The organism is Streptomyces sp. NPDC090025, assembly GCF_044748125.1.
GTDB lineage: Bacteria > Actinomycetota > Actinomycetes > Streptomycetales > Streptomycetaceae > Streptomyces.
The window spans coordinates 686,803-703,814 of sequence record NZ_JBIVFL010000001.1 but is presented as its reverse complement, the minus strand read 5'-3'; the positions used below and the strand labels follow the sequence as shown (position 1 = coordinate 703,814).

At 74.1% G+C, this 17,012-nt stretch carries 17 protein-coding genes and 1 riboswitch; of the genes, 6 read left to right on the top strand and 11 right to left on the bottom strand.

Annotated features, from left to right (window positions below; genetic code table 11):
• Positions 1–54: 54 nt before the first annotated feature.
• The gene (locus ACIPXM_RS03360) at positions 55–810 is read left to right on the top strand and encodes a decaprenylphospho-beta-D-erythro-pentofuranosid-2-ulose 2-reductase (RefSeq protein WP_401651430.1); all 756 of its coding nucleotides are present in this window, start codon (positions 55–57) and stop codon (positions 808–810) included.
• 38 nt (positions 811–848) lie between these two features.
• Here the strand turns inward: ACIPXM_RS03360 and ACIPXM_RS03355 are convergent, their stop codons facing one another.
• From ACIPXM_RS03355 to glyA, 4 genes are all read right to left on the bottom strand, one after another.
• On the bottom strand, positions 849–1,445 hold the full coding sequence (locus tag ACIPXM_RS03355; RefSeq protein WP_401651428.1) for a 2'-5' RNA ligase family protein: 597 nt from the start codon (positions 1,443–1,445) through the stop codon (positions 849–851).
• Between the two features lie 148 nt (positions 1,446–1,593).
• A complete protein-coding gene (gene trpS, locus ACIPXM_RS03350; protein ID WP_401651426.1) occupies positions 1,594–2,607 on the bottom strand; it encodes a tryptophan--tRNA ligase in 1,014 nt (337 codons plus the stop codon).
• Positions 2,608–2,809: 202 nt separating this feature from the next.
• The gene (locus ACIPXM_RS03345) at positions 2,810–4,105 is read right to left on the bottom strand and encodes a HEAT repeat domain-containing protein (RefSeq protein ID WP_401651424.1); all 1,296 of its coding nucleotides are present in this window, start codon (positions 4,103–4,105) and stop codon (positions 2,810–2,812) included.
• Positions 4,106–4,277: 172 nt separating this feature from the next.
• The gene (gene glyA / locus ACIPXM_RS03340; protein ID WP_401651422.1) at positions 4,278–5,570 is read right to left on the bottom strand and encodes a serine hydroxymethyltransferase; all 1,293 of its coding nucleotides are present in this window, start codon (positions 5,568–5,570) and stop codon (positions 4,278–4,280) included.
• A 71-nt stretch (positions 5,571–5,641) separates the two neighbouring features.
• Positions 5,642–5,731, bottom strand: a riboswitch (ZMP/ZTP riboswitch).
• A 121-nt stretch (positions 5,732–5,852) separates the two neighbouring features.
• On the opposite strand from glyA, the gene rocD reads away from it, so the two are divergent.
• Both rocD and ACIPXM_RS03330 read left to right on the top strand, forming a co-directional pair.
• The gene (gene rocD / locus ACIPXM_RS03335) at positions 5,853–7,058 is read left to right on the top strand and encodes an ornithine--oxo-acid transaminase (RefSeq protein WP_401651420.1); all 1,206 of its coding nucleotides are present in this window, start codon (positions 5,853–5,855) and stop codon (positions 7,056–7,058) included.
• Between the two features lie 113 nt (positions 7,059–7,171).
• Positions 7,172–7,867, top strand: a complete 696-nt coding sequence (locus ACIPXM_RS03330; protein WP_401651418.1) for a polysaccharide deacetylase family protein — start codon at positions 7,172–7,174, stop codon at positions 7,865–7,867.
• Between the two features lie 37 nt (positions 7,868–7,904).
• Here the strand turns inward: ACIPXM_RS03330 and ACIPXM_RS03325 are convergent, their stop codons facing one another.
• Entirely contained in the window at positions 7,905–9,095 is a 1,191-nt protein-coding gene (locus ACIPXM_RS03325; RefSeq protein ID WP_401651416.1) for a glutathionylspermidine synthase family protein, read from the bottom strand.
• A 6-nt stretch (positions 9,096–9,101) separates the two neighbouring features.
• A complete protein-coding gene (locus ACIPXM_RS03320; RefSeq protein ID WP_401651414.1) occupies positions 9,102–9,401 on the bottom strand; it encodes a hypothetical protein in 300 nt (99 codons plus the stop codon).
• Between the two features lie 125 nt (positions 9,402–9,526).
• Between ACIPXM_RS03320 and ACIPXM_RS03315 the strand changes: the two genes are divergently transcribed.
• Entirely contained in the window at positions 9,527–10,378 is an 852-nt protein-coding gene (locus ACIPXM_RS03315) for a hypothetical protein (RefSeq protein ID WP_401652471.1), read from the top strand.
• Positions 10,379–10,448: 70 nt separating this feature from the next.
• Here ACIPXM_RS03315 and ACIPXM_RS03310 read toward each other — a convergent pair whose 3' ends face one another.
• The 3 genes from ACIPXM_RS03310 to ACIPXM_RS03300 form a co-directional block, all read right to left on the bottom strand.
• On the bottom strand, positions 10,449–10,871 hold the full coding sequence (locus ACIPXM_RS03310; RefSeq protein ID WP_401651412.1) for a hypothetical protein: 423 nt from the start codon (positions 10,869–10,871) through the stop codon (positions 10,449–10,451).
• 65 nt (positions 10,872–10,936) lie between these two features.
• Complete coding sequence (locus ACIPXM_RS03305) at positions 10,937–11,944, bottom strand: hypothetical protein (protein ID WP_401651410.1); 1,008 nt, start codon at positions 11,942–11,944, stop codon at positions 10,937–10,939.
• Positions 11,945–12,050: 106 nt separating this feature from the next.
• Positions 12,051–13,475 carry a PLP-dependent aminotransferase family protein gene (locus ACIPXM_RS03300; RefSeq protein ID WP_401651408.1) on the bottom strand — a complete coding sequence of 475 codons (1,425 nt, stop codon included), beginning with the start codon at positions 13,473–13,475 and terminating at the stop codon, positions 12,051–12,053.
• Between the two features lie 47 nt (positions 13,476–13,522).
• Here ACIPXM_RS03300 and ACIPXM_RS03295 point away from each other — a divergent pair, with 47 nt between their 5' ends.
• On the top strand, positions 13,523–14,053 hold the full coding sequence (locus ACIPXM_RS03295) for a carboxymuconolactone decarboxylase family protein (protein ID WP_401651406.1): 531 nt from the start codon (positions 13,523–13,525) through the stop codon (positions 14,051–14,053).
• 8 nt (positions 14,054–14,061) lie between these two features.
• Entirely contained in the window at positions 14,062–14,838 is a 777-nt protein-coding gene (locus ACIPXM_RS03290) for an isocitrate lyase/phosphoenolpyruvate mutase family protein (protein ID WP_401651404.1), read from the top strand.
• Here ACIPXM_RS03290 and ACIPXM_RS03285 read toward each other — a convergent pair.
• Positions 14,835–15,212 (bottom strand): hypothetical protein, encoded by a 378-nt coding sequence (locus ACIPXM_RS03285; RefSeq protein ID WP_401651402.1) that lies wholly within the window; start codon positions 15,210–15,212, stop codon positions 14,835–14,837. The two genes, ACIPXM_RS03290 and ACIPXM_RS03285, sit on opposite strands and share 4 nt — an antisense overlap.
• Entirely contained in the window at positions 15,205–16,968 is a 1,764-nt protein-coding gene (locus ACIPXM_RS03280) for a hypothetical protein (RefSeq protein WP_401651400.1), read from the bottom strand. Before ACIPXM_RS03280 ends, ACIPXM_RS03285 begins: the two co-directional genes overlap by 8 nt.
• Positions 16,969–17,012 lie beyond the last annotated feature (44 nt).

Below are 17,012 nucleotides of genomic sequence, written 5' to 3'. Positions count from 1 at the left end.
TCCCGTCCCCTCACCTTCCCGCCCCTCCCCCACGTCCCTTGGAGGCTGAACGTCATGAAGGACGCCTTCGGCGCACCCCAGTCCCTGCTCGTTCTCGGCGGCACCTCCGAGATCGGGCTGGCCACCGCCCGCCGGCTCATCGCCCGCCGCACCCGCACGGTGTGGCTGGCCGGCCGCCCGTCCCCCGCCCTGACCGCCGCCGCCGACTCGCTGCGGGCGCTCGGCGCGGCCGTGCACACCGTCCCCTTCGACGCCCTGGACACCGAGTCCCACGAGGAGCGCCTGGGCAAGATCTTCACCGAGGGCGACATCGACCTGGTGCTGCTCGCCTTCGGGGTCCTCGGCGACCAGGTCCGCGACGAGTCCGACCCCGGCGCGGCGGTCCGGGTCGCGCAGACCAACTACACCGGCGCCGTCTCGGCGGGCCTGGTGTGCGCCCAGGCGCTCCAGGCGCAGGGGCACGGCTCGCTGGTGGTGCTCTCGTCGGTGGCGGGCGAGCGGGCCCGGCGGGCCAATTTCATCTACGGCTCGTCGAAGGCCGGGCTCGACGCGTTCGCGCAGGGTCTCGGCGACGCGATGCACGGCACCGGGGTGCACGTGATGGTGGTCAGGCCGGGCTTCGTCCGGACCCGGATGACGGAGGGCCTGGCGGAGGCGCCGCTCGCGACCACGCCGGAGGCCGTGGCGACGGCGATCGAGCTGGGCCTGCGGCGGCGCTCGGAGACGGTGTGGGTGCCGGGGGCGCTGCGGATGGTGATGTCGGCGCTGCGGCACGTGCCGCGGCCGGTCTTCCGCCGCCTGCCGGTGTAGCGGCGGCGCGGAGCGACCGGGGCCGGGTACGGTCCGGGTCAGCCCGCGGTGGCGGGCGCCGGGGCGTCGAGCGGGCTGCCGCTCTGCGCGGGCACGGCCGCGATCGGGCGGCCGCTGCCGAACTCGTAGTCGTACAGCTTGCGCCACACGCCGTCGGCACCCTGCTCGTACAGCGCGAAGGAACCGCAGGTCCAGTCGGCCCGGTAGCCGGAGAGCTCGGCGAAGGCCCGGTCCATCGCCTCCTCGGCGATGCCGTGGGCGACGGTGACGTGCGGGTGGTACGGGAACTGCAGCTCGCGCGGCACCGGTCCGGCGGCGTCGCGGATCCGCTGCTGGAGGGCGTCGCAGCCGGCGGCGCCCGTGACGAGCTTCACGAAGACGACCGGGGAGAGCGGCCGGAAGGTGCCGGTGCCGTCGAGGCGCATCTCGAAGGGCTCGCTGACCTCGGCGATCGCGGCGAGGTGCGCCTCGATCTCCGGCAGCCGCGCCTCGTCGACCTCAGTGGGCGGGAGCAGGGTGACGTGGGTCGGGATGCCGTGCGCGGCGGGATCCCCGAAGCCCGCGCGCCGCTCCTGGAGCAGGCTGCCATGAGGCTCCGGGACCGCGATCGAAACGCCGAGCGTTACGGTCCCCACGTCGTTCTCCTCCATCGTTCGGCTGTCCGTCGTCCGGGTCTGTCGTGCGGGTGGTGCAGCGCCAGTGTGCGGCCTGCACCACCCTTTCTGCCAGGGCCCTAGGACTCCGTGACGCTCCGTACCGGCCAGGGCCCGCGGCTGCGGCCCGTCAGTGCTTCGCGGGCAGGAACCCGATCCGCTCGTACGCCTGCGCCAGCGTCTCGGCCGCCACCGCGCGCGCCTTCTCGGCGCCCTTGGCGAGGATCGAGTCCAGCGTCTCCGGGTCGTCCAGGTATTCCTGGGTGCGGGTCCGGAACGGCGTGACGAAGTCCACCATGACCTCGGCCAGGTCGGTCTTCAGCGCGCCGTACATCTTGCCGTCGTACGCCACCTCCAGGTCCGCGACCGTCCTGTCGGTGAGAACGGACATGATGGTCAGGAGGTTCGACACACCCGCCTTGTGCTCCGGGTCGAAGCGGATCACGGTGTCGGTGTCGGTGACCGCGCTCTTGACCTTCTTGGCGGTGGTCTTCGGGTCGTCGAGCAGGTTGATCAGGCCCTTGGGGGTGGACGCCGACTTGCTCATCTTGATCGACGGGTCCTGCAGGTCGTAGATCTTGGCCGTCTCCTTGAGGATGTACGGCGCCGGGATCGTGAAGGTCTCGCCGAACCGGCCGTTGAACCGCTCCGCGAGGTCGCGGGTCAGTTCGATGTGCTGGCGCTGGTCCTCGCCGACCGGGACCTGGTGGGCCTGGTAGAGGAGGATGTCGGCGACCTGGAGGATCGGGTACGTGAAGAGACCGACCGTGGCGCGGTCGGCGCCCTGCTTCGCGGACTTGTCCTTGAACTGCGTCATCCGGGACGCCTCGCCGAAGCCGGTGAGGCAGTTCATCACCCAGCCGAGCTGGGCGTGCTCGGGCACGTGGCTCTGCACGAAGAGGGTGCAGCGGTCCGGGTCGAGACCGGCGGCGAGCAGCTGGGCGGCGGCGAGCCGGGTGTTCGCGCGCAGGTCGGCGGGGTCCTGCGGGACCGTGATCGCGTGCAGGTCGACGACCATGTAGAAGGCGTCGTGGGACTCCTGCAGCGCGACCCACTGGCGCACGGCGCCGAGGTAGTTGCCGAGGTGGAACGAGCCTGCGGTGGGCTGGATACCGGAGAGCACCCGGGGTCGGTCAGAGGCCATGCTCATCATTCTCTCAGGTGTGCGCCCTGGTTCCGGACGGGCCCGTGCGACCTGTGGGACGCGGGGTTCGCGGGGGCCGGGGGCGGCGCGGGCCGCGCCGGAGCCCGGGTCAGCGGCGGGGCGCGGCGGCGTGGACGGTGACCGGGGCGGCGGGCAGCGGCCGGTGCACCTCGCGCTCGCGCTCCTGGACGCCCCTGGGTGGTCAGCCGCCCTCGCGGCGTCGGCGGTGGCGCCAGGCCAGGTCGAGACTGGCGTTCTCCTCGCTGCGGAAGCCCGGGCGGGCCGGGGCGAGCCGGTCCGCGGCCGCCAGGCAGCGGTCGTCCTCGTGGAGGGCGAGGGCATGGACGGCGGCGAGCTGGACCCGGCGTTCCGGGTCGTCGAGGAGGGCCGCCAGCGGGTCGGTCAGGGCGGGGCCGCCGGACCTGGCGCCGCCGACGCTGCGGCAGGCCGAGGCTCGTACGTCCGCGTCGGGGTCGCGCAGCAGGGTCCGGAGGGCCGTCCGGGCCCCGTCGGACAGCTGGGTGGACTCCGCGGGGGTGCCGAGTCCGATGGCCACCGCGCGCCGGACGGCGGCGTCGGGGTGGCCGACGTGCGCCAGGAGGGCCGCCTCGGCGCGCGGCCCGGCGTACGAGTGGAGGCCGTCGAGGACCTCGGCGAGGACGGCGGCGTCGGTCTCCTCGGCCGCCCAGTCCGTGAGGGCGGCCACGGCGAGGACGCAGAACTCCTCGTCGTGGGTCTCCCCGAAGAGCTCCAGGAGCCGCATCAGTTCGGCGCCGAACAGCCGCCGTGCCGGGTCCGCGTCGCCGCGCAGGGTCCGGGCCGCCGCCCATGCCTCCGGGCGCCGGTCGGTCGACAGCTGGATCGCGGACCGTCCCCACGCCGGGTGGTCCTTGTCGTGGGCCAGGGCGCGCCCGACGAGTTCGTCGCACGGGGTGCGGATGCCGAGCCGTTCCTCCAGCTCGGTGAGGATCGCCGCGTGTCCGTCCCGGACGGTCAGGCCGCCGAGGGTGAACTCGTCGACCGTGCTGTACTCGTCGTCCTCGACCCGGGTACGGACCGGCTCGTCCGGCGAGCCGGTGCGGCGGCGCAGTCCGGCCGCGGTCCCCGTCTCGTACCACCCGGCCGCGAGCGCGCGCAGCTCCGCGAGCTCGGCCGCCGGGTACCGGTCCCGGATCCCGGCGGCCAGCAGCGCCCCGACCAGCGCGGGCGAACCCGAGTCGACCGCCTCGCGCAGCGGGATCAGTTCGTCCGGCGCGCACCGGCCTGCCTCCGCCCCGCGCATGAGCAGCAGCTCGGCGATGCCCCCGTGGTGCGCCCGGACGGCGGCGGCGTACGCGGCCGCCCGCTCGTCGTCGTCCCAGCCGTGGCCGGACGCGTCCTCCTCCTCCAGGAGCACCGTCACCCGGAACAGGTCCCCGGCCCGCGCGGCGGCGACCAGCGGAGTCTCCCCCGCCCGCGCGCCCACGTTCCCGCCCTCATCCGTATCCATGCGATCCATGTGTTCCCTCCCCGGCGGCCCAGTCTAGGGAGCGCCGCCGGGGCGGGGACGGGGGCTGGGGCGGGGACGGGGGCTGGGGCGGGGACGGGGGCTGGGGCGGGGACGGGGGCTGGGGCGGGGACGGGGGCTGGGGCGGGGACGGGGGCGGAGTCCGCTCCGGCTTCCGCTCCGGCTACACCGGCAGGCCCGGCGCCGGGAACGCGGCCATCAGTTCCGCGACCTCCGCGCGGATCACGGCGAGGGCGGCCTCGTCGCCCTTGCCCGCCGCCGCGACCCCGCGGTCGATCCAGTCGGCGACCCGCGGCATGTGGGAGACGTCCAGGCCGCGCGAGGTGAGCGACGGGGTGCCGATGCGGACGCCGGAGGGGTCGAAGGGCTTGCGGGGGTCGTAGGGGACGGTGTTGTAGTTGACGACGATCCCGGCCCGGTCGAGGGCCTTCGCGGCGATCTTGCCGGGGACCTCCTTCGGGGTGAGGTCCATCAGGATCAGGTGGTTGTCGGTGCCGCCGGAGACGAGGTCGAAGCCGCGGGCGAGGAGCGCTTCGGCGAGTGCCTTGGCGTTGGCGACGACCGCGTGGGCGTAGTCCCGGAAGTCCGGGCGGGCCGCCTCGCGCAGGGCGACGGCGATGGCGGCGGTGGTCTGGTTGTGCGGGCCGCCCTGGAGGCCGGGGAAGACGGCCTTGTCGATCGCCTTGGCGTGCTCCTCGCGGCACATCAGCATGGCGCCGCGCGGGCCGCGCAGGGTCTTGTGGGTGGTGGTGGAGACGACGTCGACGTGCGGCACCGGGGAGGGGTGGGCGCCGCCCGCGATCAGGCCCGCGATGTGGGCGACATCGGCGACGAGCACCGCGCCCGCCTCGCGGGCGATCTCCGCGAAGGCCGCGAAGTCGATGGTCCTGGGCAGCGCGGTGCCACCGCAGAAGATCACCTTGGGCCGTTCGGCCAGGGCCAGCTCACGGACCTGGTCGAAGTCGATGAGCCCGGTGTCCGCGCGGACGCCGTACTGCACGCCCCGGAACCAGCTGCCGGTCGCCGACACGCCCCAGCCGTGCGTGAGGTGGCCGCCCATCGGCAGCGCCATGCCCATCACGGTGTCGCCGGGGCGGGCGAAGGCGAGGTAGACGGCGAGGTTGGCCGGGGAGCCGGAGTAGGGCTGGACGTTGGCGTGGTCGGCGCCGAAGAGGGCCTTGGCGCGCTCGATCGCCAGCGTCTCGACCTGGTCGATGTTCTGCTGGCCCTCGTAGTAGCGGCGGCCGGGGTAGCCCTCGCTGTACTTGTTCTGCAGCACGGTCCCGGACGCTTCGAGGACGGCCGCGGAGACGTAGTTCTCGCTGGGGATGAGCCGCAGGGTGTCGGCCTGGAGCCGCTCCTCGGCGCCGACGAGCGCGGCGAGCTCGGGGTCGGCGGCGGCGAGCGCGGGATGCCGCGGCTCGGGAGCGTACGAGGGGGTGGCGGGCGGGTTCATGGCGTGTGCTCCTGGGGGCAGGAGGCCCCGCTGGTGGCGCCCGGTCGGCGCCCACGGGACCTGTGCGGTCTCCGTGATGCCCAGGCGGGCGGCACCTCGTACGGTCTGCCCGCACGGCTCCCCCGGGGTCGCTTCCCCGTTCGCCAGTCGCCGCGCGTGGGGCCAGCGTAGCGGGCGCGCCGTGAAGAGAGGTTTCCGCGTCCGGCATGCGAGCGACGATAAGAAAAGGGAGCCACACCCCTCCCCAGCCGCAGGACGAACGGAGATCCCGTGTCGAGGACCGTGTCGAAGACGCAAGACGAGATCGCTGCCGCGGACGCGCACAGCGCCCACAACTACCATCCGCTGCCGGTGGTGGTCGCCTCCGCCGAAGGGGCGTGGATGACCGACGTCGAGGGGCGCCGCTTCCTCGACATGCTCGCCGGGTACTCCGCGCTCAATTTCGGCCATGGCAACCCCCGCCTCCTGGACGCCGCCCGCGCCCAGCTCGACCGGGTGACGCTGACCTCGCGGGCCTTCCACCACGACCGGTTCGGCGACTTCTGCACCCAGCTCGCCGAGTTGTGCGGCAAGGACGCGGTGCTGCCGATGAACACCGGCGCGGAGGCCGTGGAGACGGCCGTGAAGACCGCCCGCAAGTGGGGGTACGAGGTGAAGGGCGTGCCGGACGGGCACGCGAAGATCGTGGTGGCCGGGAACAACTTCCACGGCCGCACGACGACGATCGTCTCGTTCTCCACCGACCATGACGCCCGTGACCACTTCGGCCCGTACACGCCGGGCTTCGAGATCGTCCCGTACGGCGATCTGACCGCCCTGGAGGCGGCCGTCACCGAGAACACGGTGGCGGTGCTGCTCGAACCCATCCAGGGCGAGGCGGGCGTCCTGGTGCCGCCGGCCGGCTATCTGCCGGGGGTGCGCGAGCTGACCGCCCGGCGGAACGTGCTGCTCATGGCCGACGAGATCCAGTCGGGTCTCGGCCGGACCGGGAGGACCTTCGCGTGCGAGCACGAGGGCGTGGTGCCGGACGTCTACATCCTCGGCAAGGCGCTGGGCGGCGGTGTGGTGCCGGTGTCGGCGGTGGTCGCGGACCGCGAGGTCCTCGGCGTGTTCCGGCCGGGCGAGCACGGCTCGACCTTCGGCGGCAACCCGCTGGCCTGCGCGGTGGCCCTGGAGGTGATCGCGATGCTGCGGACCGGCGAGTACCAGGCCCGGGCCGCCGAGCTGGGCGAGCACCTGCACGCGGAGCTGGGCCTGCTGGTCGGCGGCGGCGCGGTGGACGCGGTGCGCGGGCGCGGCCTGTGGGCGGGCGTGGACATCACGCCGACGAAGGGCACCGGCCGGGAGATCTCCGAGAAGCTGATGGCCCGGGGCGTCCTGGTGAAGGACACCCACGGCTCGACGATCCGGATCGCGCCGCCGCTGGTGATCTCGAAGGAGGACCTGGACTGGGGTCTTGAGCAGCTGCGCGGGGTGCTGGCGGAGTAGCGGGGTGCTCGCGGAGTAGCGGACGGGGTGGGGGCGGGGCCGCGCGGGCCCCGCCCCCGGAGCCCCAACCTCCCCCATTGACACGACAGTTGGTCTAGGCCAATGTTGCGGCCATGCCGAGACCCCGTCTGCGCCGCGCCCTGCGCTGCGCGTTCGCCGCACTCGTTCCGCTCGCGCTGCTCGGCGCGATGTCCGGCTCCGCACAGGCCGCCCCCAGGGCCGCCTGGCCGGAGCCCGTACCGGTCGTGTCGCACATCGACACCAGCGACCCGGTCGTGTTCATCACCCTCGACGACGGCTGGAACCACGACCCCGCCGCCGCCCGGCTGCTGCTCGACCGCCGGGTGCCCGCCTCCCTCTTCCTGCTGCCCGGGGCGTACTCGTACGACTCCGGCTACTTCCACACCCTCCTCGACCACGGCCGCTCCCGGATCGAGAACCACACCGTCAACCACCCCGACCTGACCGGTCTCGACGCCGCCGGACAGAAGACCGAGGCGTGCGGGGCGCGGGACGCGCAGCTGAAGGAGTTCGGCGACGGGCCGCGGCTGCTGCGCCCGCCGTACGGCACGTACGACGCGAACACCCGTACCGTCGCCCGCGCCTGCGGCGCGAAGGCCCTCGTCACCTGGACGTACGACCTGACCACCTGGGGCGGCTGGACCCCGCAGGCACCGCGGCTGAAGGCGGGGGACATCATCCTGCTGCACTTCAACGACACCGTGGAGCAGGACCTGCGCCGGGCCCTCGACCTGGCCGAGGCGGCCGGACTCACGCCCGCGCCGCTGCGCGAGTACGTACCGGAGTAGCCCCCGGCACCGCGGTCGGCCCGGTCGGCCCGGTCGGTCAGCGGATGAGGTGCGGCACGAACCGCGCGTACTCGTCCGTGACCGGGCCCGCCGACTCCCTGATCCCGAGCCCCGCCGCCTCGTCCCCGACGGTCCACGCGCCGAGCACCACCCGGTTGCCGTCGAAGTCGGGCAGCGGGGCCAACTCCTGGTAGCAGCAAGGCTCTTCTGAGGGCAGCGGGGTGACGCCCGGCGGGTGCAGCAGGACGCCCGCGCCCTCCCGGCCGAGCAGCGGCTTGGTCACATGGCCGGGACCGTCCGGCGCGGCCAGCTCGCGCGGCCCGTCGAGATAGGCGGCCAGCAGGTTCGGGTGGCCCGGGTACAGCTCCCACAGGATCGCGAGCAGCGCCTTGTTGGAGAGCAGCATCTTCCAGGCCGGTTCGATCCACAGGGTCGAGCCGGTGCCGCCGCCGTTGTCGAGGGTGTCGAGGACGTGCGGGCCGAACCGGTCCGTGGTCAGCCACTCCCACGGATAGAGCTTGAAGCAGGCGCGGATGAACCGCAGCCGGTCGTCCACGAACCGCCCGGTGATCCGGTCCCAGCCGATCCGCTCGACCGACAGCGCCTCCGTCGCGAGCCCGGCCTGCTGCGCGGTCTCGCGCAGGTACGCGACCGTCATCAGGTCCTCGCCCAGCTCGTCGCCGTCCGAGTGCGCGAAGTGCACGGGCGCGCCCGGCGGCAGCAGCCGCGCCTGCCGCTTCCAGGCGTCGACGAGCCGCTCGTGCAGCGAGTTCCACTGGTCGGCGCCGGGGAAGCGGTCCTCCATCCAGAACCACTGCGGGCTCGCCGCCTCCACCAGGGAGGTGGGGGTGTCGGCGTTGTACTCCAGCATCTTCGCCGGGCCCGTGCCGTCGTAGCGCAGGTCGAACCGCCCGTACACGGTGGGGAGTTCGGCCCGGCGCCGCCACGATTCGGCGACCCGGCGGGCGATCCGCGGGTCGGTGATGCCGAGGTCGGCGAAGCGGTCCTGCTCGACGATGTGCGCGGCCGCCGCGAGGCACATCGCGTGCAGCTCCTCGACGACCTCCTCCAGGGCCTCCACCTCGGGCAGGCTGAAGGAGTAGTAGGCGCTCTCGTCCCAGTAGGGCCGCAGCTCGCCGTCCGGGTGCCGGGTCAGCGGATAGACCAGGCCCTGTTCCTCGACGATCCGCTGCCAGCCGGGGCGGGGCTCGATGGTGTGGCGCTCCACCTCGGGTCAGCCGCCGGAGGAGGAGTGGTGGCCGCCGAAGCCGCCGCTGTCGACGGCCGACTTGTCGAAGCTGCCGCCGCCGACCACACCGCTGCGCGAGGACCCGCCGTAGTAGTAGCGCCCGCTGCTGCCACCGCTCCCGCTGCTACTGCTGCCGTTGCCGCCGGAGCACTGGTAGTCGGGCAGTTCCTTGTACGTGACCGGGTCCACGCAGCGCCGGTCGGGCTCCGACGAGCAGGCGGTGAGCGTCGCCGCGAGGACACCCACTCCGCCGAGTACCACCGTCGTCGACCTCAGTCTGCGCATGTGCCCGTCCTCCCCCGGTCGCCCGGACGGCGAGCGCCGGGCCTGGTTGCGATCGCACAGTTTAGGCCCGGCCGAAACGCGTCGCCCAGCCCCGTCGCACTAGAGTCCCTTTCGTGCTTCTTGGGATGGTGTGCGCTCTCGGTTCGGCCGTCTGCTTCGGTGCCGCCTCGGTGTTCCAGGCGCTCGGCGCCCGGTCCGCCGAGCCCGGCTCCGGCAGCGGCGTCGATGTGACCCTGCTGTGGCGGGCGCTGCGGCAGTGGCGGTACCTGGCCGGGCTCGGCATGGACGGGGTGGGCTTCGTGCTCCAGGTCGTGGCGCTGCGGACACTGCCGATCTACGCGGTGGGCGCCTCGCTCGCGGCGAGCCTCGCCGTGACGGCGGTGATCGCCTCGCGGCTGCTCGGGGTGCGGCTCAAGCGGGTCGAGTGGAGCGCGGTGGGCGTGGTCTGCGTGGGCCTCGCGCTGCTGGCGCTCGCCTCCGGCAAGGAGGGCCACGAGGGCGGCGACCCGGTCCTGGAGTGGGGGCTGCTCGCCGCCGCCTTCGCCGTCCTCGCGATCGGCGCGGTGGCGGGGAGGCTGCCGGAGCGCCCGCGCGCGCTGGTGCTCGGCCTCGCGGGCGGCCTCGGCTTCGGGGTGGTGGAGATCGCGGTCCGGCTGATCGACTCCTTCGACCTCGGCACCCTCACCCAGCCCGCGCTGTACGCCCTCCTGGTGGGCGGCGGCTCGGCCTTCCTGCTCTACACCTCGGCGCTCGGCCGGGGTTCGGTCACCACCGCGACCGCCGGTCTGGTGCTCGGCGAGACGATCGGCCCGGCGCTCGTCGGCGTCGTCTGGCTCGGCGACCGGACCCGCCCGGGCCTGGGCTGGCTCGCGATCCTCGGCTTCGCGATCGCCGTGGCGGGCTCGCTGACCCTGGCCCGGTTCGGCGAACCACCGGAGGAGCAGACGGAGCAGCGAGCGGAGCAGCCTGCGGCGTAGACGTACGCGGGGCGGCCCCCGGTGTCCCTGGACACCGCGGGCCGCCCGCACCGGTACGCGCGGGCGCGGATCAGCCGCGGTCCTTGACGATCCAGGAGCTCGTCATGTCGTTGAACCACGCCCAGTTGCCGCTCATGATCCGGTCGGTGCCCCGGGGAACGGTGAGCTGGCCGCCGCCGAAGTAGCAGTGCTGGTAGAGCGTGACCTCCCAGGTCGAACTCGTGCGCACGCGCGAGATCGAGTCGTTGAGCGGCTCGCCGTTGGCGTCCCAGGTGTACGGGGCCAGGCAGTCCTCGTCCCACCAGATGCCCTGGGTGGGGTTGCCGTCGCCGTGCTCGTAGATGCACATGCCCCAGCTCTTGCAGCTCTCGGCCTGCGCGGTGCCGGTGGCGGCCACGGTGCCGGCCACGGCCAGACCGGCCGCCGCGAGGAAGGTGGCGACGCGGCGGCCGAGGACCGACGGGCGACGGCTCGGCTTCTGGTCGTCGTTCATGGTCACGAGTTCTCCATTTCACAGATGGTGTCACCGAGACGAACGGGCCGCACTTTAAGAAGAGTTCATGACTTCTTAAGAGAACTCCGGTTCCCTGGAGCGGCTTTGCGTGCATGGGCGAGCTGAATGCCGTTCTGCGCGCGCACCTTGTCCAGCTCCGCGCGGTCGGCGGTCACGATGCCCTTCTGGTACGCGGTCTCGACCGCGAGCCAGACACCGGCGAGGTTGGTCTCCTGCTTGCAGCCGACGTCCGCGACGGCGAGCTCGACGTACTGGGCCTTCTTCGCGGGGTCGCGCATGGCGGGGTTGTCGTTGGGCTGCCAGGGGTTGTCGAAGCGGTAGCCGTGCCGCGCCATGCACCCGCTCCACGACGCGAACGCCTTCACCACCGCCGGATGCCGCTCGGCCCAGTACGCGGCCCGCGCCTGCGCCTTGGCCAGCATGTCGGGGTCGCGCGGGGACGGCGCCCCGTCGGACAGCCGCCGCTCCGCCTCGGCGGCGCAGCCGCCCTTGGGCACCGGGCGGCCGTTCACCGTCGCCCGGGTGCCGGCGAGCGCGGCCTCCCGCAGCTCCTGGGACACCGCGCCCGCCCCGCCCGCCGCCGACCCGGAGGGCCGCGGCCGGCCGGGAGAACGGTTCCCGACGTAGCCGGTGGCCGCCGCCTCCACCGGGTCGAGCAGCCCGTAGCGGCGCTCGTGCCGCGGCTTGTCGGCGGCGGGCGGTGCGGTCGGGGCGTTCTCGGGGTCCGTCGCCACCGTCAGCTCCAGACCGAGCCCCTTGAGGCAGCTTCCCGCGAGGGCCTGGAACCCTTTCCGAAGGATCCGCTGCTCCGCCGGATCCGGCTGGTAGGCGTCCAGCGGGAGCGTCATCCCCGCGTACGACGTCACCGGGGTGACCGGCCCGACGACGGGGTCCGGCAGCGGGGGCGGAGTGCTCCGGGGCCGCGGTGCCGAAGCCGAAGCACCGGAGGCTCCCGCCCCGGCGGTGGCGGCGTCCGGCCCCGTCGCGCACGCGCCGCAGACGGCGAGCACACCCAGCGCGCCGAGAGCCGCCATCGTTCTGCCCGGTCTCATGAACCCCTCCAGGTGAGTGTCCGGTGACGCCCATGTGAACTCCCGGGGCAGGCGATCGGGTTCAACCGGGATACCCGGCTCGGTGAGCGAGCACGGCGACGGGTCCCTACGGCAGCACCCGGCACAGCGCTTCCAGCGCGCCCGACCAGGCGCTGTCCGGCGGGGTGCCGTAGCCGACCACCAGGGCGTCGCGGGTGCGTGGGGTGTCGGGGTGCCGGAAGCGGTTGATGCCGAGCAGGGCCAGGCCCTGGAAGGCGGCCGACCGCAGCACCGACTCCTCGGTGCCCTCGGGGAGTTCGAGCACGGCGTGCAGTCCGGCCGCGATGCCGCTGATCCGGGTGGTGGGCGAGCGTTCGGCGACGGCGGCCACCAGCTGGTCCCGGCGCCGCCGGTAGCGCAGCCGCATCGCCCGGACGTGCCGGTCGTACGCGCCGGAGGCGAGGAACTCGGCGAAGGTCAGCTGGTCGGTGGCGCTGGACACCCAGTCGACCTTGCCCTTCGCCGCCACCACCTCGTCCACCAGGTCCTCGGGCAGCACCATCCAGGCGAGCCGAAGCCCGGGCGCCAGCGACTTCGACGCGGTGCCGAGGTAGACCACCCGCTCCGGGTCGAGCCCCTGAAGAGCGCCCACGGGCTGCCGGTCGTACCGGAACTCCCCGTCGTAGTCGTCCTCCAGGATCAGCCCGCCCCCGGCCCGCGCCCAGTCGACGGCCGCCGCCCGCCGGTCCGGCTGGAGCGCGCCGCCGGTCGGGAACTGGTGGGCCGGGGTCATCAGGACCGCGCCGACATCGGCGTACCCGATGCCGCCCAACTCCTCGGTGCGGGTGCCGTGTTCGCCGGTGGGCAGGGCGGGCATCCGGATCCCGGCCCGGCGGATCAGGTCCCAGTGGATGTCGAGCCCGTACGACTCGACGGCCACCTCCGCGACCCCGCGCGCCTTGAGCACCTGCCCCATCAGCATCAGCCCGTGGACGAACCCCGAGCACAGCACGATGCGTTCGGGCGCGGCGTGCACCCCGCGGGCCCGGGCCAGGTACTCGGCGAGCACCGTGCGCATCTCCGTACGGCCCTGCGGGTCGCCGTAGCCGAACGCCTCGTGCGGGGCGTTGGTGAGCGCCTTGCGGGCCGCCTTGAGCCAGTCGGCGCGCGGGAAGGAGGCCAGGTCGGGGGTGCCGGGGCGCAGGTTGTACGTGGGTTTCCCGGGGCGCGGGCGGGGCGGGGCGGCGGGGCCTTCGGGCCGGACCCGGCGCGGTGCGGGCCGGGGCGCGGAGCGCCGGGCGACCCGGGTGCCGGAGCCCTGCCGGGCGGTCAGCCAGCCCTCGGCGACCAGCTCGGCGTAGGCGTCGGCGACGGTGTTGCGGGCCACCCCCAGGTCGGCGGCGAGCTGCCGCGAGGACGGCAGCCGGGTCCCGGCGGTCAGCCGCCCGCCGCGCACGGCCTCGCGCAGCGCGTTCATCAGCCCGTCGCGCAGGCCGGGCCCGCGCAGCTCCAGGTGCAGGTCGGCCCCGAAAGTGGCCCAGTCATCCGCCATGGGAATGGACCATACCCGGGCACCACCCCGCCCGTACGGTGGTGACCATGACGACCACCACGCAGACCGCCCAGACCGCTCAGACCGCCCAGCAGCCCGGCTACGCCCCCGAGCACCCGGCCCGGCAGCCCTTCCCCGAGCTGCACCCGGCCTTCTACAAGGCCATGGTCGGCCTGGAGATCGCCGCCGCGAAGAACATCGACCCGACCCTCTACGAGCTGGTCAAGCTGCGCGCCTCGCAGATCAACAACTGCGCCTTCTGCCTGGACATGCACACCAAGGACGCCCTGGCGGCGGGCGAGAGCGCGCAGCGGATCATCCAGCTGTCGGCGTGGCGCGAGTCGCGGCACTTCTACACCGAGCGGGAGGCGGCGGCCCTCGCCCTGACCGAGGCGGTCACCGTCCTGACCGACGGCTTCGTGCCGGACGAGGTGTACGCGGAGGCCGCCGCGCACTTCGAGGACACCGAGCTGGCGCACCTCATCGGCGCGATCGTGACGATCAACGCCTGGAACCGGATCGCCGTCACCACCCGCATGGTCCCGGGCCACTACACGCCGACCGCGTCCAAGCGATGAGCGAAGCCGTGAACGGGCCCGTGAGCGGAGCCGGAGCCGTGGACGCGCTGCGCGCGCTGCACCTGGACCGGCCCGCCGACCGGCCCCTCGTGCTGCCGGGGCCGTGGGACGCGGTCTCGGCGCGGGTCTTCGAGAAGGCCGGGTTCCCGGCCCTGGCCACGCCCAGCGCGGGGATCGCCGCCGTGCTCGGGTACGAGGACGGCGAGACCCCGGCGGACGAGATGTTCGCGGCGGTGGCCCGGATCGTCCGCGCGGTCGGGGTGCCGGTCACCGCCGACGTGGAGGACGGCTACGGCCTTCCGGCCGGGGAGCTGGTGGACCGGGTCCTGGCGACCGGCGCCGTCGGCGTCAACCTGGAGGACACCGACCGGGACGGCCACCGGCTGCGCACCCCCGAGGAGCAGGCCGACCGGCTCGCGGCCGTCCGCGCCGCCGCCGGACCCGCGCTCTTCGTGAACGCCCGGATCGACACGTACCTCCACGGCGGCGGTGTCGCGGACGCCGCCGACCGGGCCCGCCACTACCGCGCGGCGGGCGCCGACTGCGTCTACCCGATCAAGGCCCCGGCCACCGACCTCCCCCGCCTCCGCGAGGCGGGCGGCCCGGGCCCGCTGAACGTCCTGTCCCACCCCGGCGACCCCGGCTTCGCCGCCCTCGGCACGCTCGGCGCCACCCGGATCACCTTCGGCCCGGGGCTGCTGCTCCGCGCGGCGACCGGCCTCGGCGAGCTGGCCGCGGGCCTGGCGGCGGAGGCGACGGCGGACGCGGAGCGGCCGGAGGTCTAGAAGAGGCCGCCGAGCGCCTCGCCGACGGCGACACCGGAGGCGAGGACGCCGGTCACCGAGGCGGCGTCGGTGAGGGCCTGCCGCAGCCGGGCCGCGCGGCCCGGGGTGGCGGCGCCCTCGCTCTCGATCTCCTCCTCGGTACCGGCGAGTTCGGTGTCGAGCGCGACGGTCCGCTCGCTCGGCACCACGCCGCCGAGGTCGGCACGGAGCCTGCGGACGGCCAGCAGCAGCTCCTCCTGCTCGGGCTCGCGGGCGGGCCCGGCCTCGCCGACGGTCGTGGTGACGCGGTTGTGGTCGCCGATCGTGACCGTGCCCTTGGTGTTGGTGACGGTGATGCCGTCGCGGTACCGGCCCTGGGACTGCTGCTCAGCCATCCTGCTCCCCTGTCTCGCGTTCGCCGACGCGATGGTCGATTCGGCTGTCGATTCGGCTGTCGACGCGGTTGCGGTCGCCGATCGTGACGGTCCCGTGGGTGTTGGAGATGTACGTCGCGCCGTCGCCGAGCCGGGCGATCGGCACGCTCTCGCGCTCCAGATCGGCGGTCTCGTACCCCGATTCCCGCAGGGCCGCGATCACCCCGTTCACCACCCGCTCCCGCACGCTGCGCAGATACCGGTCGATGTCGCTCTTCTGGAAGAGGGACGCGTCGTCGTCGGCGCCCAGTTCCCGTACCGAGCGGTGCGGCCCGTCGGGCAGGTCGTCGGCGTGCCCCGCGGTCAGCAGCCGCCAGAACAGCGACAGGCTCCGCGCGAGCGTGGCGAACGCCTCCTGGGTCACGTCCGGGAGCTCACCGGCGGCCGAGACGAGCCGGGCGACCGGCGTGGGCCGCCGCGTCCGGTGCGCGAGCCGGGCCGCCTCCTGGAACCGCCGGGACACCGGCCGCAGCACGTACGGGGTCACGTCCACCGCGAGCAGGCCGCCCTGGGTGTGCACCCGGACGAACACCGTGGTGACGGCCACCTGATGCATGCCGGACACCCGGACGGACAGATAGTGCCGGCGGGCCTCGCCGCCCTCCTCGACCGCCTGCGCCCGCTCCCGCTCGAACTCCTCGGGGCCGTACGCTGCCTGGTCGCGGTGCAGCAGCGCCTCGACGGGGAGGAAGACGACCTCCTCGACCTCCAGATCGCGCAACCGGTCCCGTACGCCCTCCTGGCTCAGCGGGTCCACCGCCGCCGCGGGCACCCGCAACGCCTCCACCAGCGCCACCACATGGCGCAGGACGGTGGAGTTGCCGAGCGGCTCGGGCCCCGGGCCGCCGTCGCCCCGCCCGGCCGCGGCGGGGCGCAACTCGATGGAGAGGGAGAGGGGTTCGTACGGTTCGCCGAAGCCGCAGAACGGATTCCCCGGGCCGTACAGCACCAGCCGGCCCTGCTGCTCCCGCCGGATCCGCTCGGCCACCCGCCGGAACCGGGGACTGATGTCGAGCCAGGGGGGCGACGGGTGGCGGGCGGCGAACGCCACGGCGGACAGCTCACCGGCGAGGATCCTGGCGATCTGGGCGCGGCGCAGCGCCACGACCACGGCCAGCAGGACGGGCCCGAGGAACGAGACCCAGGCTTCGAGCGGGGAGACGTACAGCGAGTACGGGTCGTCGTACCCCGATCCGGTCCCGAACTCGTACCCGAAGAGCTGGCCGCCGACCGGCACCAGGACGGCGAGCCACGCCCTGACCCCCGAGTCGTCGTCCTCGGTCGCCAGGGGGAGCAGCGCCAGCAACCCGGAGAAGAACGCGACCCGACCCCACCAGAGCAGCACGAAGGCCGGGAGGGTGCGGCGCAGGAAGGTGCCCGGCCCCTGGCGCCGCAGCCGCCGGGCGAGGCCGATGGCCAGCAGCGGCGCCGCGAGCATCAGGGCCAGGCCGTCGCTCATCAGCCAGACGTAGAGCCACAGCAGCACCACGGTGGCGGCCCAGCCGAGTTCGACGCGGCGGGCGCGCAGCGCGTGGGCGAGCACGAGCGAGGTGTCGACGCCCGGCGCGGGCGCCGCGATCCGCTCCGTGTGCACATAGAGCTCGTCGATCACGGCGTCGCGGAAGACGCCGTCGACGTAGGTGCCGACGCAGAGCAGCCGGGTGGCCTCACTGAGGTCGGGCCGCTCCCGCGGCGACGACGCGAACGACGGTGCCAATGGTCCCCCGATGCATTGGGCGGGACCGACAGCATAGAGCGCGG

Coding starts and splice junctions, on each gene's coding strand:
- ACIPXM_RS03295 (WP_401651406.1), top strand. CDS start 13,523: ATGACGACCACCACGCAGACCGCCCAGACCGCTCAGACCGCCCAGCAG.
- ACIPXM_RS03345 (WP_401651424.1), bottom strand. CDS start 4,105: ATGGATCGCATGGATACGGATGAGGGCGGGAACGTGGGCGCGCGGGCG.
- ACIPXM_RS03300 (WP_401651408.1), bottom strand. CDS start 13,475: ATGGCGGATGACTGGGCCACTTTCGGGGCCGACCTGCACCTGGAGCTG.
- ACIPXM_RS03305 (WP_401651410.1), bottom strand. CDS start 11,944: ATGAGACCGGGCAGAACGATGGCGGCTCTCGGCGCGCTGGGTGTGCTC.
- ACIPXM_RS03360 (WP_401651430.1), top strand. CDS start 55: ATGAAGGACGCCTTCGGCGCACCCCAGTCCCTGCTCGTTCTCGGCGGC.
- ACIPXM_RS03330 (WP_401651418.1), top strand. CDS start 7,172: ATGCCGAGACCCCGTCTGCGCCGCGCCCTGCGCTGCGCGTTCGCCGCA.
- ACIPXM_RS03315 (WP_401652471.1), top strand. CDS start 9,527: ATGGTGTGCGCTCTCGGTTCGGCCGTCTGCTTCGGTGCCGCCTCGGTG.
- trpS (WP_401651426.1), bottom strand. CDS start 2,607: ATGGCCTCTGACCGACCCCGGGTGCTCTCCGGTATCCAGCCCACCGCA.
- ACIPXM_RS03310 (WP_401651412.1), bottom strand. CDS start 10,871: ATGAACGACGACCAGAAGCCGAGCCGTCGCCCGTCGGTCCTCGGCCGC.
- ACIPXM_RS03320 (WP_401651414.1), bottom strand. CDS start 9,401: ATGCGCAGACTGAGGTCGACGACGGTGGTACTCGGCGGAGTGGGTGTC.
- ACIPXM_RS03285 (WP_401651402.1), bottom strand. CDS start 15,212: ATGGCTGAGCAGCAGTCCCAGGGCCGGTACCGCGACGGCATCACCGTC.
- glyA (WP_401651422.1), bottom strand. CDS start 5,570: ATGAACCCGCCCGCCACCCCCTCGTACGCTCCCGAGCCGCGGCATCCC.